This window comes from Desulfosporosinus sp. BICA1-9 (assembly GCF_000802135.1).
Map to the genome: position 1 here is coordinate 1 of NZ_JUEE01000058.1, position 14101 is coordinate 14101.

Annotated in this window: 13 protein-coding genes and 3 pseudogenes; 3 read left to right on the plus strand and 13 right to left on the minus strand. The window is 39.9% G+C overall.

Features of this window, described 5'->3' with window-relative positions; all coding sequences use genetic code 11:
- Positions 1-133 (plus strand): annotated as a pseudogene (locus JL57_RS33810) (DUF1659 domain-containing protein); the annotation flags it as partial.
- Between the two features lie 172 nt (positions 134-305).
- On the opposite strand, the gene JL57_RS07635 reads toward JL57_RS33810, so the two are convergent.
- From JL57_RS07635 to JL57_RS07655, 5 genes are all read right to left on the minus strand, one after another.
- On the minus strand, positions 306-494 hold the full coding sequence (locus JL57_RS07635) for a hypothetical protein (RefSeq protein ID WP_291299819.1): 189 nt from the start codon (positions 492-494) through the stop codon (positions 306-308).
- A 237-nt stretch (positions 495-731) separates the two neighbouring features.
- On the minus strand, positions 732-1268 hold the full coding sequence (locus JL57_RS07640) for a carbonic anhydrase (protein WP_034141465.1): 537 nt from the start codon (positions 1266-1268) through the stop codon (positions 732-734).
- Positions 1269-1370: 102 nt separating this feature from the next.
- Positions 1371-2252: a phosphoribosylaminoimidazolesuccinocarboxamide synthase gene (locus JL57_RS07645; RefSeq protein ID WP_034141466.1), complete on the minus strand. Its 882-nt coding sequence runs from the start codon at positions 2250-2252 to the stop codon at positions 1371-1373.
- Complete coding sequence (gene purE / locus JL57_RS07650) at positions 2249-2773, minus strand: 5-(carboxyamino)imidazole ribonucleotide mutase (RefSeq protein WP_034141467.1); 525 nt, start codon at positions 2771-2773, stop codon at positions 2249-2251. Before purE ends, JL57_RS07645 begins: the two co-directional genes overlap by 4 nt.
- 140 nt (positions 2774-2913) lie before the next feature.
- Positions 2914-3285 carry a DUF2294 domain-containing protein gene (locus tag JL57_RS07655; RefSeq protein ID WP_034141468.1) on the minus strand — a complete coding sequence of 124 codons (372 nt, stop codon included), beginning with the start codon at positions 3283-3285 and terminating at the stop codon, positions 2914-2916.
- 845 nt (positions 3286-4130) lie between these two features.
- Here JL57_RS07655 and JL57_RS07660 point away from each other — a divergent pair.
- Positions 4131-5501 (plus strand): annotated as a pseudogene (locus JL57_RS07660) (thiamine pyrophosphate-dependent enzyme); the annotation flags it as partial.
- 97 nt (positions 5502-5598) lie between these two features.
- Here the strand turns inward: JL57_RS07660 and JL57_RS07665 are convergent.
- The 8 genes and pseudogenes from JL57_RS07665 to JL57_RS07700 form a co-directional block, all read right to left on the minus strand.
- Positions 5599-5955, minus strand: a complete 357-nt coding sequence (locus JL57_RS07665) for a dihydropteroate synthase (RefSeq protein ID WP_291299820.1) — start codon at positions 5953-5955, stop codon at positions 5599-5601.
- Positions 5956-6174: 219 nt separating this feature from the next.
- A complete protein-coding gene (locus JL57_RS07670) occupies positions 6175-7197 on the minus strand; it encodes a TRAP transporter substrate-binding protein (RefSeq protein ID WP_034141469.1) in 1023 nt (340 codons plus the stop codon).
- 114 nt (positions 7198-7311) lie between these two features.
- Positions 7312-8592 (minus strand): TRAP transporter large permease, encoded by a 1281-nt coding sequence (locus JL57_RS07675; protein ID WP_034141470.1) that lies wholly within the window; start codon positions 8590-8592, stop codon positions 7312-7314.
- A gap of 12 nt (positions 8593-8604) precedes the next feature.
- Positions 8605-9075: a TRAP transporter small permease gene (locus JL57_RS33815; protein ID WP_291299821.1), complete on the minus strand. Its 471-nt coding sequence runs from the start codon at positions 9073-9075 to the stop codon at positions 8605-8607.
- Positions 9076-9199: 124 nt separating this feature from the next.
- A complete protein-coding gene (locus JL57_RS07685; protein WP_034141471.1) occupies positions 9200-9829 on the minus strand; it encodes a B12-binding domain-containing protein in 630 nt (209 codons plus the stop codon).
- A gap of 52 nt (positions 9830-9881) precedes the next feature.
- A complete protein-coding gene (locus tag JL57_RS07690; protein ID WP_291299822.1) occupies positions 9882-10874 on the minus strand; it encodes a uroporphyrinogen decarboxylase family protein in 993 nt (330 codons plus the stop codon).
- Between the two features lie 409 nt (positions 10875-11283).
- Entirely contained in the window at positions 11284-13215 is a 1932-nt protein-coding gene (locus JL57_RS07695) for a sigma 54-interacting transcriptional regulator (protein WP_034141473.1), read from the minus strand.
- A 360-nt stretch (positions 13216-13575) separates the two neighbouring features.
- Positions 13576-13845: pseudogene (locus JL57_RS07700) on the minus strand (DUF3102 domain-containing protein); the annotation flags it as partial.
- Between the two features lie 140 nt (positions 13846-13985).
- Here JL57_RS07700 and JL57_RS33820 point away from each other — a divergent pair.
- A partial coding sequence (locus JL57_RS33820; protein ID WP_291299823.1) for a DUF2922 domain-containing protein occupies positions 13986-14101 on the plus strand: 116 nt, incomplete at its 3' end.

A 14101-nucleotide genomic window follows, 5' to 3' on the forward strand; every position in this document is an offset into this window, starting at 1 on the left:
TCCCCTCTTGAGCATCCTGTTTGAGAGTTTCTCTATCCTCAAGCAGAAAAGCCTAAATGACCTGAAGGCTGACGCCTCCGAACAGGATGTTTATGATGTTGCGGCAGCTTTATTCAGTCTGGGACAGCATCCTCCTGCAGAGAAACATCCGCCAGAGAGGCCCCCTCCAAAGAGTCCAGAATCAGTATCCCTTCTCCCTGGAAATTTTCCCGGAATGTATAACATCCCTGATGACTGTCGGTTCGTCATTCATAACACCCCAGTTATGGGCTAATAGGGTTCATTGGGCTGTGCCGCTAGTTTTTTCAAATCAGTCGCACTTCATAGGTATTGGCGTCAATCAGAATCACAATCTTTCCTAGGGTGCGAGCAATAGAAAGGAGTTTCCCCGAGCCGCCGAATTTGCCGTTCCATACCACAAGCACATAATTACTCTGTTTAACCATGTATTCCTTTTTCTTTCTGATACAATCCTTACTGTAATGACGCTGCATTAGAGTTTCCTTATCGCATCGTTCTACAATAGAAAAGTAGACTACTAATATGCAATATCTGGTACATTATCTTTTTGATTTTTTTGTCTTTACATCCGAGCCACTATAACTATCCTCATCCGCTTCATCGCGACTTTGGATCGTCTTAGAAACTATCGCGAATGAATCATGGTCCATGTTCTAAGAGCTTTTCATCCTCACTTGCATTCAAATGGCGGCCCTGTGATTCTCGTCATTCTACTCCAAAATTATACTCAACATATTATCTTCAATTGTATATAGAAGTGGAACAACTTGCACTCCCAGATATTTCTCAGAAAGTCTTTTAGACTCATTCACAACAAATTCCACTTCATTATCAATTTCAAACATGGGAGCATAGTTCATGAAATGTTCTTCTGCCCTTTTTCTATCCCAATTCGCATTTCTACACAATCCATCAATAAAATTCGCCTTTTTTGAAATCAGGTTCACCATACCACAATTATCATGAGCAATTAATGCAATATATTTCACTCCACCAATTGCAATGGCGTAAGATACCTTAAATTCACTATATCTCAAGTTCGCTCCGCCAGTTCTTATTATATAAGCAAAATTTTCAGGTATACGCAATTGCTTTCTATTATCCATGCACATCCCAATAAAAAGTTCAGCAGAATTATATCCTTTAAGTTCTGCATTTAAATTTTGGTATGATATAAGCTCACTAATAGGTGTCTTCGTATAAATAGAAGGAATTTGTTTATCATTCGTTATCTTTATAATTTGCATGTTATCACTCCTATTAAATATTTATTGCACATCCTCATAGGGACTAGATCAAGATATTCTGTCTTAAACGCATTTGTCTATTAAAATACCCCTTCATAAAAATCACACTAGTTTAAGCCCTGTAATTTTCTCATATGCTTCCAAATACTTTTGTTCAGTTTGCTTTATAACATCATTAGGGAGATTTGGTGCAGGAGGTGTTTTATTCCAACCTATTCTTTCCAGATAGTCACGTACAGACTGCTTATCAAAGCTCTTCTGAGACTTTCCAATCTCATATTCATCTAAAGCCCAAAATCTCGATGAATCAGGCGTGAAAAGCTCATCTGCAAGTATAAGAGTCCCATCTAGAATACCAAATTCAAATTTCGAGTCTGCAAGTATTAGACCTTTGCTTTCTGCATGCTTGCTCGCTCTGACATAGAGTGTTATACTAACCTCCATAATTTTCTGCGTTAATTCCTTGCCGATCAGATTTTCCAATTCATTTGTAGTAATATTCTCGTCATGACCCTGATGGGCTTTTGTTGTCGGCGTAAAGATTGGTTCAATTAACTTGGAACTCTCCTTAAGACTTTCTGGAAGTTTAATTCCACAAATACTCTTGTTCTTCTCATACTCTTTCAAAGCTGAACCTGTAAGATAACCTCTTACTATGCATTCCGCTTTGATCATTTCTACCTTCTTTACCAGCATTGATCTGTCCTTCAAATATTCCTTGTATTCTAAAAGTGATTTTGGATATTCATCAATATCCGTACTTATCATGTGGTTATCCACAATATCCTTGGTATAGTTGAACCAAAACTCTGAAATTTTATTTAGCACCCTTCCCTTATTCGGAATTTGATTAGGAAATACCACATCAAATGCTGATATTCTATCAGATACGACGATCAGAAGCTTGTCATCCAGATCATATACATCTCTAACCTTACCTTTAATTAAAAGCGGAATGCCTAAATTCATATCATTATTCATCATTTTCTTAACACCTCTTCTGCTATTTTTTCTTTCAATGCCCTGTCTTTTTCTTCAACCTTTTTTGCCAACTGGGATTTGTAATCTTTGATTTTATCCCTAATTTCATCGTGCCATAAAGCAATTATTTGCGCTGCTAGAATAGCCGCATTTTCTGCCCCATCTATTGCAACGGTAGCAACAGGTATACCTGATGGCATCTGTACAATAGATAGTAGTGAATCCAAGCCATCAAGTGTAGAAGACTTTATAGGTATTCCTATAACAGGTAGGGTTGAATATGCCGCAATAACTCCCGCCAAATGTGCAGCTTTGCCTGCTGCTGCAATTATGACACTAAAGCCATTTTTCTCAGCAGCTTTAGCAAACTCACTAGCACTTTCTGGTGTTCTATGAGCAGATATTACTGAAACCTCTGTCTTTATTCCAAATTCTCCTAGGAGCTTGACACACCCTTTTAAAACTGGGAAATCAGAGTCACTTCCCATTATTACTGCCACCTTTGGTTCTTTGTTTCTATTCATATTGCCACTTCCTTTCACATTAAACTTAATAAAAAAAGGCCAATATTTATAAACTTGATTAATCAAGTTTATAAATATTGGCCTACACTGCAACAAGTATTTCATACCCTTCGCTTGGTCAACCAAAATATTATTTTGGATTATATTCTTTCCTCAATATCACAACCAACTGTTAGAACAATTACTTTTTCCCCAGTCTTTGTGCTTACGTCAGAGTGCATACTGACAACTTTAATATTAACTATATCATTTATTAGTTCTTCCAAGTGATTTCTAGCATTTTCAAACAAAGCCGTCCTCATATCTTTAATTAGTTTTATACCTTGGTTGTTTTCAGCAAGCCTTTGTTCAGACTGACTCAAAAACCCATCAATAATTATCAATATGTGGTTTTGGATTATCTTTGTTTTGATGTCCTTAGGACCACGCCCCATATACTCCTTCTCAAACTTACTTACAGCTTCACTTATTTGTGCCTCGATTTGACCTTTTGTATATTTTGGAGTATCCATTTCTATCCTCCTTAATAAATTACTTTTCAAATAAAGTAAAGCTATAAGTACATGACGATTATTAAACTATTTAGCCTATTTCGAACTCACTACAGAATGAAGAGTTCGCTAAAAGTGTAATTCCGCAATTATGACATTGTATTTCAACTCTCATAGGAGTATTGTGTTCATTATGCTTCTCATAACTACTCACTATTAATTCAGTAAGTATACAATGCGAATTCATACTCGTCAATAGTCCTTAAGTAAATTCTTTAATGGTTTCATTTGCATAATGGTTGGTCTTTTGGGTTTCCCGGCGTTTTAGCCTTAACTGTGCTCCAAATTAGTGGGGATCTAATAGGTGTTAATTGGGTACTGTTTAGGTCTTGAGGAATTGTATTCAAGATACATGACTATAAATTATAGACGAATGAAACAATTAAGGGGTATACTTCAGTCTAAAGGGAAACCATTTGGACCATATGTGAAATAGTTCCTTAACAAACGGCGACATTTTAATTATAGGTAGAATTATATTTTTTTGTAGTTATCTTTCAGACTATTAAAAACTTTCACATAGTAGTATTATTATTTTTTGGACTTAGGGGATAGCAAGGAGGGTACACCCTCCAAAAAGCCTTGAAGTTAGATTTCTTACATCACATACTGGGAGGATGCGAATAATGGCTAAAGTGAAAACTATGGATGGCAACGAAGCGGCCGCACACGCGGCGATTCGCCCGTTCTTAATGAACGAGGCCGAGAAATTAGAAAATTATTATGCTAATGCTCACTTCAAGATCAAGAAACTTCGGGAAAAGCTGGTAGATGAGAAGCTAAACAAAAAGGAGAAAAACATTCTGGAAACTTTCGCAACCAAGAGAGCGGCCGGTAAAGGGGCTGAAGGTCTGCAATTCCGTGTTCAGGTGAGTACGTTAGATTGCACTGGATGTGGGAACTGTGCTGAAGTTTGTCCAGCTAAAGGTAAAGCTCTGATCATGAAACCAGCAGCGGAACAAATGGAACAACAAGCCGTGAACTGGGAGTTTGCGATGACCCTCACAAACAAGAGCAAACTTTTTGACGTGAATACAGTTAAAGGTAGCCAGTTTTCTCAACCGTTACTAGAGTTCAACGGTGCCTGCCCAGGGTGCGGTGAAACACCTTATATCAAACTGATCACTCAACTTTATGGCGACCGTATGATGATTGCCAATGCGACTGGCTGTAGCTCTATCTGGGGAGGCAGTGCTCCAGCAGTTCCCTATACCACTAACCAAGAAGGTAAAGGACCGAGTTGGGCTAATTCCTTATTTGAAGACACCGCAGAGTTCGGCTATGGAATGTACTTGGGAGTTCATCAACTCCGTGAAAAACTCGTTGATTTGCTGAATCAAGCGTTGGAGATGGAGATTAGTGCTGAGCTGAAGGAAGCTTTCCAAGAGTGGCTTACGGGTTGGGATGATGCTGACGCTTCTAAAGCAGCGACAGCTAAGGTCCTTGCTGGACTTAAAGGATACGTCGGGGATAACAAAGTCCTCGCAGAAATTATTGCTTTAAAAGATAATCTGATTAAAAAGTCTCAGTGGATCCTCGGTGGAGACGGTTGGGCTTATGATATCGGATTTGGCGGATTAGACCACGTCTTAGCTTCCGGTGACGATGTGAATATTTTTGTCATGGATACCGAGGTTTACTCCAATACTGGAGGACAGTCTTCCAAGTCGACTCCTAGAGCAGCTGTAGCCAAATTCGCTGCAGCGGGTAAGAAGATTCGGAAGAAAGACCTAGGCATGATGGCTATGAGTTATGGATATGTTTATGTCGCGCAAATTGCTTTGGGTGCTAACATGGCTCAAACGATTAAGGTGATTAAGGAAGCCGAAGCTTATAAAGGACCTTCGTTGATTATTGCTTACTCGCCCTGTATCAGCCATGGCCTGGAGGCAGGTATGACCATGAGTTTACAAGAGTCGAAGAAAGCAGTTGATTCCGGTTACTGGCATCTCTATCACTTTAACCCAGATCTGATCGAGGAAGGCAAGAATCCATTTAGCCTAGATTCTAAAGAGCCAACTATGTCATTCCGTGAATTCATCATGGGCGAAGTTCGTTACTCTTCCTTGCTGAATATTTTCCCTGAAAGTGCAGAAGAACTCTATGAAGGTGCTGAAAAATATGCCAAGGTCCGCTATGATTCTTACAAACGTCTAGCTGATCAAAAGTGGAACTAAGGCCCGTAAGGGCAATTCATGAATTGCCACTATAACATCATTAGATCTGAGGAGCAGGTTAAACCTGCTCCTTTTTTTAGTGCGTCACGCATGGCGATTAACTTGGTGGTGAAAGTACACTAGGTAGAACTGCTGCAAATCGTTCACTTTCTGCCGAAATCGAATTAATCATGGGTTGTCCGTTTTTCACTAAAGCCAAACCAGCTTTTATAGCATTGGGATTTGGGCTGTCAATACAAAGTGGCTTTCTTGTTACACTTTGAACAACATTAATGAGCCATTCCATACTCTCTACTTCTTTGCCGATGATGCTGCCACAATTGACATCAATATAATCGGCATCTGCTTCGTCCTGCTTTTTGACAATGTCAGCAATATATGTGCTGTCCTGAGCTTCCATAGCCGCCAGAATCGCCTTGCGGCTCGTATTAATTAATTCACCAATGAGCAACATACAAACACTCCTTATAAAAGTGGATATTTTAGGAACACAACGCGACAAAATGGTTCTAAATTAAACTCTGAATTGGAACAGGGTGTCAAGGCTTCACCACCTGAGATAGTGACTGCCCTGACACCCTCCGAACGGGCTAACCAGTCAGGTTACGTATTGTGGTTAGTTCATGTTTCTAGCAATTTAAGTTAAAGTGCCCCATATTTCTATCCAATGTCCTTATTTTTTTAATAGTTTTTCCAATATTGGCTTGATCGAAGGCCATTGTTTTTCTAATTCCGGATAAGCTTGCATAACTATTGCCTTAAATTTACTTCGGTCTATCTCGTTGAACTTAACACCTTTATCTTTAAGTTTATTGACATAATCATCATATGAAGACTTCATTTTTGAGTTATTTTCCTCAACTAAACTAGCAATGTTATCTGTAAGAGCTTTTTGCAAATCCTGTGGCAAATTGGCTAAACTCTTTGACGACATAGCTAAAAGTTGAACATCATAAATATGGTTTGTCAAGGCAACGTTTTTGCCGACTTCATAAAGAGATAAATCATAAAGGTAATCCATGGGTAGCTCAACCACATCTACGACACCTTGTTGAAAAGCTGTATATGCTTCTTTTAAAGCGACTGATGTTGGTACCGCCTTGAGTACTTTTAGTGCCTGATTCGTTGCCGCATCACCGCCTCTAACCAATTTACCCTTTAAATCCTCCGGTGTTAAAATAGGTGTTTTTGACATCATCTCACGAGGCATCCTCTCTATAGAAGTTGTCAATAATTTAATGTTTTTGGATGCTGCTTTATCGTAAATAATTTTCCCGTCTTGTTCATTAATAAATTTTTTAACTTGACCGACATTATCGAATAAAAACGGTACTTTCATGACGTTTGCTTCATCAATGCCTACACTGCCAATCAAGGATACTCCCACTGAAACCATGTCCAATGACCCTAAAGATACCTCTTGGACCATTTCTTCGTTAGTTCCCAATTGATTACCAGGATATACGTCAATTTTCAGCCTCCCATTGGTTTGTTTCTCCACCGCTTTAGCATAATTTAAGAAGGCAGCATTAGTTATACTTTGGGAGCTATTATTATTACCTAGTTTTAAAGTATATACCTTCCCGTCCGAAGCACTTGAAGTTCCACTGGTGTTGCTTTTATTATCAGCGGAGCTGCTACAACCTGTTAATACAAGTAAAGAAAAGCTGAGCAAAATAACAAATAATTTTTTCATTTGGTTTCCTCCCTTTATTTTTGATTTTCTTAAAGTACAATTGACAGCCCGTCTTTTTTAATTTTCTCAATAATCATTCCTTTCATAAATTTTTTGGGGTTTAATTTTTATGGTTTATTTATAAACCATATTAGGTATCCAAGTAGTCATGCTAGGTATAAAACTACACGCGACAAGGACAACATATATCACCGAAATAAGTGGAATCATCTGGATGAAAGTCTTTTCGGGTTTTGTTTCTGCAATTTGGCTGGTCAAATATAGTGATAATGCAACTGGCGGAGTCAATGAACCGATAAGAGAAGACATAGTCACGACAGCAAAGAACATTATCGGATCCATATTCAGGGTCTTGGAAAAGGGAACCAAAATAGGCACTAAAAGCATTAAGGCAGGCGTCGAAGATAATACCATTCCAACTGGAATCATACATACAACTACCAAAAGAAGAGTTATACTCGGCGAAGCTCCTATACTGCCAATTGCCTGAGCTACCGACTGACCAATCTGCTCTCTTGTCAACATGTAAGCATAGAGATTAGCCATCGCAATAATGAACATGATCGTACCTGCCGATACTACTGTCTTGACACAGGCTTGATAGATGTCTTTTAGTGATAACTCTTTATATATTAGAGTACTGACTATCAATGCATATAAAACTCCTATTCCTGCAGATTCAGTAGGAGTAAAAATACCAGACACCATGCCGCCGATTAAAACGACCGGCATTAATATGGCGAAAAAACTCTCTTTTGTATCCTTTATAACCGTTTTGAGAGATGCTCTCGGCATCCTTTCTGTAGGATAACCTTTGATTCTCGATATGATATAAACAACTACCATCAACAGAAGTCCGATCAGAATGCCTGGAATGAGTCCTGATAATAGCAGCTTTCCCACCGACAGTTGAGCCAAGGACGCTACAATAATAAACTGAATACTGGGCGGGATAATCGGCCCAAGTTCTGAAGCAACCCCTACAATTGCCGCTGCAAATTCCCTCTTGTAGCCTTGTTTAACCATACCTGGAATGGTTAATGGACCAACTGCAGCGATTTCAGCCATAGTTGAGCCTGTAGCTCCTCCAAAAATCATACATGTGAGTACAGTGGCATTTCCAAAGCCACCCTTGAAATGGCCTACTAGGCTGGTGGTAAACTTAACTAAACGCCGGCTCACACCTCCTGAACTCATTAGCTCTCCAGCAAGCATAAACATGGGTATTGCAGTCAATTCAAAGCTATTGACTCCACCCACCGCTTTTTGGATTATAACTTCCATGGGTAATCCAGAAAGTAGAAAATATAAAACAGCAGACAGTCCCATCGAAATACCTATGGGAACTTCTATTACGATCAGCCCGAGCAGGAGAATAATAATAACTATCGCCACCTATGTCCCCTCCTAAACTTCTTTGGGTGCTCTTTCCCTAATTCTTCGCACAAACAAGTATAAACCCATTAATATGGCACTTCCAGGGACAACAATATACATCACACTGCCCGGCAGCTGTAAGTCTGAAGTTAAAATTGTATGCTGAAAAACGGTCATCTTCCAGCCATAACCTGCTAAAAAAACTAAAAGAAACAAGGTTAAAAGATCGCTGATTCCCTTTACTATTCGTTTCCCTATTAATGGAAGGTGGCTACTCAAAACATCAATAGCTATCTCTTTTCGGTCACGCGTCGCAAGAACAGCACCCAAAAATGTCATCCAAATCAAAGAAAACCGTACTATTTCATCAAGACCGTAGGTAGAAAACCTAAAAATATACCGCGATGCAACACCAAATAATATTGTGCCGCACATGAGTATGGTCACACATTCGGCAAAAAAATCTAAACATCTGTCTAATACCCTAAAAAACCGCAACAAGGATGCACCCCCCTTATCAATAAATGGCTAGCGCAAAATTTAGACCGTATAGCATTCAAGTTCAATTTCTCATACGACAACTCTTGACATATCTTTGAAGATTGTTTAAGTGTTATTACCATAATTAGATAGACGTAAGTTTCTGGACTAAGTCGACCGTACTGGCTGCATCGGCAGCGTATCCATCTGCTCCAATTTCATCTGCAAACGCCTGAGTGACAGGAGCTCCACCGATAATAATTTTTATTTTGTCCCTGTAAGCTTGAAGTTTTTCGACAGTATGCTGCATTTGAGTCATGGTAGTCGTAAGCAATGCTGACACCCCAACGATTTGCGGTTGCTGCTCTTCGATGACTTGAATGAACTTTTCTGTAGATACATCTACGCCAATGTCAATTACTTTGTAGCCGGCACCTTCTAACATCATAATTACTAAGTTCTTACCGATATCATGGAGATCGCCTTGAACTGTGCCAATTGCGACAACGCCCTTTTCCTTAATACCTGCATTTACAATCAAAGGTTTAACAACAGCTAAACCCGTATGCATAGCCCTGGCTGACATCAAGACCTCTGGAACATAGACTTCATTTGCCTTAAAGCGAATTCCAACGACGTTCATTCCAGTAATTAACCCATCGTTAAGAATTGTTGATGCATCCAAACCTTCAGCTACAGCTTGCTCGGTATACTCTTTCACCTTTTTAGCACTTCCGGCAATAACAAATTCCTTAATTTGTTCTAATACAGACACAAATCGTTCCTCCTTGTGAATCTTTAATACTTGCTAAGTGTCGCTTGTATTTTTATTTGTTCCACCCATATTTTAATATCGTATCGTTCATAGCCATGACGTTTTCTGGTTTGCAGTAAGAGGCCAATCCATTGGCGCTAGCAATAATGTACCCTCCGCCCTTGCCAACTCGTTCCAGTTTTTCTTTAACCTCTGCGGCGGTCTCTTCAGGGGTCCCCCGCGTTAAGGTGTAGTGAAGATCGATATTTCCCATTAGGCAGACCTTGTCTCCGTGACTTTCTTTGAGCTTAAAGATGTCCATAACCGGCGGTTCTAAGTTGGCAATGCCTGCAGGGTTGTACTGAAGTATATAATCCATTAATGCCATAAAATCCCCATCAGAATGGTAAATCTTTGGTAGAGCAATTTTATCCACAATCTTCTTGGCATGCGGGAAAATATACTCTTCGTATACCCTGGGAGTCACCATCGGCCCATTCTGAAATGCAATATCTTCAGAAATGAACACAAAATCAAAATCCATGTCATTGACCCTGTCTATTATTTTGGAACACCATCCACCATAGACATTAATCGCAGCCTCGACAAATTCGGGTTCATCGGCAAGAGCATACACGAAATCCTCGTAACCCATACTGTTATACACAGGGCTTATCCCCAGGCGGATGCTTGCCAGAGCCGCATAGTCGCCTTTATGTTTCAAAAACTCCTTAGCGCCTTCATATAAAGTGTTATCATCGGGATCAGGGAGCCATTTTTTAAGTTTTTCTAGATCCTCCCATCCCTTCAGCCACGGCTCCCGAACCATTTCCAAGTCACCATGTTTTTCGATCTGTGCGTAAATAGGTGGCCTCAGATCAAAGGTGATATTGTCCACACATAGTTTTTCATGGATTTCAGGTGAAAGGCGAGCACCTTTAATGGGAGTGATCTCTCTGCCAAGGATTTTGTTAACTAGGCTCGGGTGAATGTAGCTTTCCACCCAAGGCACTCTGTCAGTTTGACCAAGTTTTAAAGCGGTCAGAACTCTTTCTCGTGGTGTCATTTGATCCAATTTTAAGTCCCCCTAAAAATTATTTGTGAGTATTGAAGCTATTAATAGTAATTGCAAGAATAGTGCCAATATTCATTGAGAAGGGATGAAATAAAAAACAACCTAGCATTTCTAGGTTGCCAGGTCGTTGTCTAATTGTATTATAAAAATTTATAGTATTTAAATACTGCATGTACAGCGGATTCCCGTATTAAGTTTTTTCTAATAGCAAGGTCTATTAACTGTTTAACAAGCTTAATCGCTTGGTTGTATCGGATAATATGAATTTTAGATCTTACATATACCCATTAAAATTCCCCACAGCTCGATGATGCGTTTTGCATCTTTATGCTTTATGACGCATCATAATGTTGCAATATGCATCCTGTAGCGTGTTTTTTTAATAGATCTTATGATATCCTCATTTTTGCTTCTTTAATTTTCGCCACAAGGTTGTTCTGTTTATCCCCAGAATATGAGCAGTCTTGGAATAGTTATATTGAGTTTCTTCTAAAGTTCTTTTGATTAGATCTTCTTCATAGTCCTCAAGCATTCTTATTTTGTTAATATCCACAGTTAACTCAGGTTGGTGTTCATTCCGACCATCATCTTTTAGTTTGTTATTTTGCTGAATGTCTTGTGATTCTGATAATACAGCTCCTACATCATCGACTGTGATGATTGAGTTGCCCGTCTGTACGACCAGACACTCGATTAAATTTTCCAGCTGCCGTATGTTTCCGGGCCAACTATTGCTAATGAGAGAACGCATAGCCTCATCTGAACACCCGATAACGTATTTACCAAACTTACAGTTATAAAGTTTCAGGAAGTGACATACCAATAGTGGAATATCCGTATTACGTTGGCGCAACGCCGGAACCGTTAGTTTAAGAACGTTCAGTCTGTAGAATAAATCTTCTCGAAACAACCTTTGCTCGATTAGCTCTCTGAGATTCTTATTGGTCGCTGCAATCACCCTGACATCAATCGTAATAACCTTTTCGTCGCCTAACCTCATGACTTCTTTTTCCTCTAAAACCCGTAGCAGGCGCGCTTGGATTTTCGGTGCCATTTCTCCAAGTTCATCAAGAAAGATTGTTCCACCGTGTGCTTGTTCGAATAGCCCTGCCCGGCCCTTTTTTCGCGCTCCTGTGAAAGCCCCTTCTGAATAACCAAAGAGTTCACTCTCCAGCAAATTTTCGGGAATAACTGCACAGTTTATCGCAACAAACGGACCATCGCTACGCTTGCTTTCATTATGTATACTCTGGGCAAAAAGCTCTTTACCTACACCGGTTTCCCCAAGTATTAATACCGAAGACTGCACCTTGGCAAACTCCTTAGCCGCTTTGATACACCGATTAATTTCCGAAGATTCTCCAATAATTTCATTGAAGCTATACTTTGCTGTATGCCCCTTTGGATTGAGCTTCTTGCGAATGTCCTGCTCAATATTCTGCAATCCTGAGACTTCCTGAAAGGTGACAACTCCACCAACGTTTTCTTTGCGAACATAAATTGGAATCTTATTAATTACAAAATGTTTCCCTTTTCTCTCTGCTAGGGCGGCAATCTCACGTTGGCCTTTTGCTATTATGTTTTCTAATTTAAATTCCGGTATAACCTCCCGCCAATCATGGCCTAAGGCCTGTTTTTCCGGGATTCCTAAAAGTTTTTCTGCTGCAAAGTTAATCATATTTATACTTCCAGCGATGTCAAAAGCTATGATTCCCTCATAGGCAAACTCCAAAATGGCTTGCATCCGGTTGGCCTTCTCTTGTTCCACTCTGCGGATTGATGCTAATTCTTTCGCTTCATTCAGGGCAATCTCTACAGACTCTCTGCCTGATTGCACCAGAAAAGAAGGTATTCCCATACCTTGAGCACATCTACATACGGATAAGCCTGCAACAATAACGTCTATGCTTTCTTTTTTTGCAACCCTAAGTTTAGCAGGATATGTTTTTTTATCAGGCTCAACAAAATACTCTTTAACCCTTAAATTAAGAACAGCCCCGATGTCGCTGATATCGTATCCCATATTCCATGACACAAAAACGCCAATGTAGGAACCGACGGATCTGGCCTCTTGCAAGGTACGCAAAAAATCATAACCCGTGAAACGAATGTCCACAATCGGTATGCCAAGGTTGGCCTGCTTTAATACTCGGTATGTGCCACCCCTGGTAATAATGACTTGACAACCATTATCCTGCAATCTTTTCGCAATCGGTACTGCTTCGTCTAACAACCCATATTCTATCTCCAGGTCAACGTCTATTTTCTTTGCTATTTCCAATCCCAATTCAGCAAGCTCTGGGTAAGAAGCAATTAAAGCTATGTCTTTCATCTTCGTACCTCTCTCGTTAAGTGCTTTAAGTCTCATTATCACAATACATCTTCTATCATACTTTTACAAAATATTTATTTTTATCTTCTGAATATTTTACAGATAAGCTAAAAGTATTTTCGCACGTAACAAAGACGCAATATTTATTCCTTCTAAAAGTTCGCAGGAATTGTATATAAATTTATCGTTCCAGTTCTTCTTCATTTGTCTGATCAGCCGTTAGCTCTCTTTGCTCTGCTTTCTGCATGATGAAATTCTTTACTATAATCAGGCATTAACTACAACTCCCTCGTTTTGCACGTTTGCATAGAAAGGCAATACATTTTTTCAGTTTTGGAAATGATTATAGTCCTTTACTATGGCCTGGTCTCTGTCCTTGACAGCCTGCTGCAATTCCAATTTGGTCATGCTCTCAACATCATGCTCCGCGATAAACTCCTCCCGCTCCTCTTCCGGGATCCCAAGGAGGATGAGCGCCTGGTTGTAGGTCAGATTCGTCACCAGTGACGAATCTGGATGGCCGTCACTGTCGGAGGAGGCAAGCAGTTTCGTCCCGTACTTTTCGCAGAACTGCATTAACCTATCGGCCGTTCGCTGAGAGTAACTGACCGATTCCTTCAACCACTTGCCCTATCAAGTCTGAGCCAGTATCCGCTGCTGAATGTTGTGCTCGGCAAAAACTGGGAGCTTATTAATGAATAAGCAGCGGGAAAATCTGCCTGAAAGACCAGCTATGAAAAGTCAAAGTAAATCTTTAGGAGGTGATTAAAATGGCGATTATTACAAGCAAGGTGTTAAAGCTAACTTTTCTTACCACCGGCGGCAAATCCTTCGTTATTTCCGTCCCACAGCCGAGGGAGAACCTGACGCTGTCTGAGGCCCAGAC

Coding starts and splice junctions, on each gene's coding strand:
- JL57_RS07640 (WP_034141465.1), bottom strand. CDS start 1,268: ATGCAAATTATAAAGATAACGAATGATAAACAAATTCCTTCTATTTAT.
- JL57_RS07635 (WP_291299819.1), bottom strand. CDS start 494: ATGCAGCGTCATTACAGTAAGGATTGTATCAGAAAGAAAAAGGAATAC.
- JL57_RS07695 (WP_034141473.1), bottom strand. CDS start 13,215: ATGAAAGACATAGCTTTAATTGCTTCTTACCCAGAGCTTGCTGAATTG.
- JL57_RS07655 (WP_034141468.1), bottom strand. CDS start 3,285: ATGGATACTCCAAAATATACAAAAGGTCAAATCGAGGCACAAATAAGT.
- purE (WP_034141467.1), bottom strand. CDS start 2,773: ATGAATAGAAACAAAGAACCAAAGGTGGCAGTAATAATGGGAAGTGAC.
- JL57_RS07690 (WP_291299822.1), bottom strand. CDS start 10,874: ATGACACCACGAGAAAGAGTTCTGACCGCTTTAAAACTTGGTCAAACT.
- JL57_RS07665 (WP_291299820.1), bottom strand. CDS start 5,955: ATGTTGCTCATTGGTGAATTAATTAATACGAGCCGCAAGGCGATTCTG.
- JL57_RS07670 (WP_034141469.1), bottom strand. CDS start 7,197: ATGAAAAAATTATTTGTTATTTTGCTCAGCTTTTCTTTACTTGTATTA.
- JL57_RS07645 (WP_034141466.1), bottom strand. CDS start 2,252: ATGATGAATAATGATATGAATTTAGGCATTCCGCTTTTAATTAAAGGT.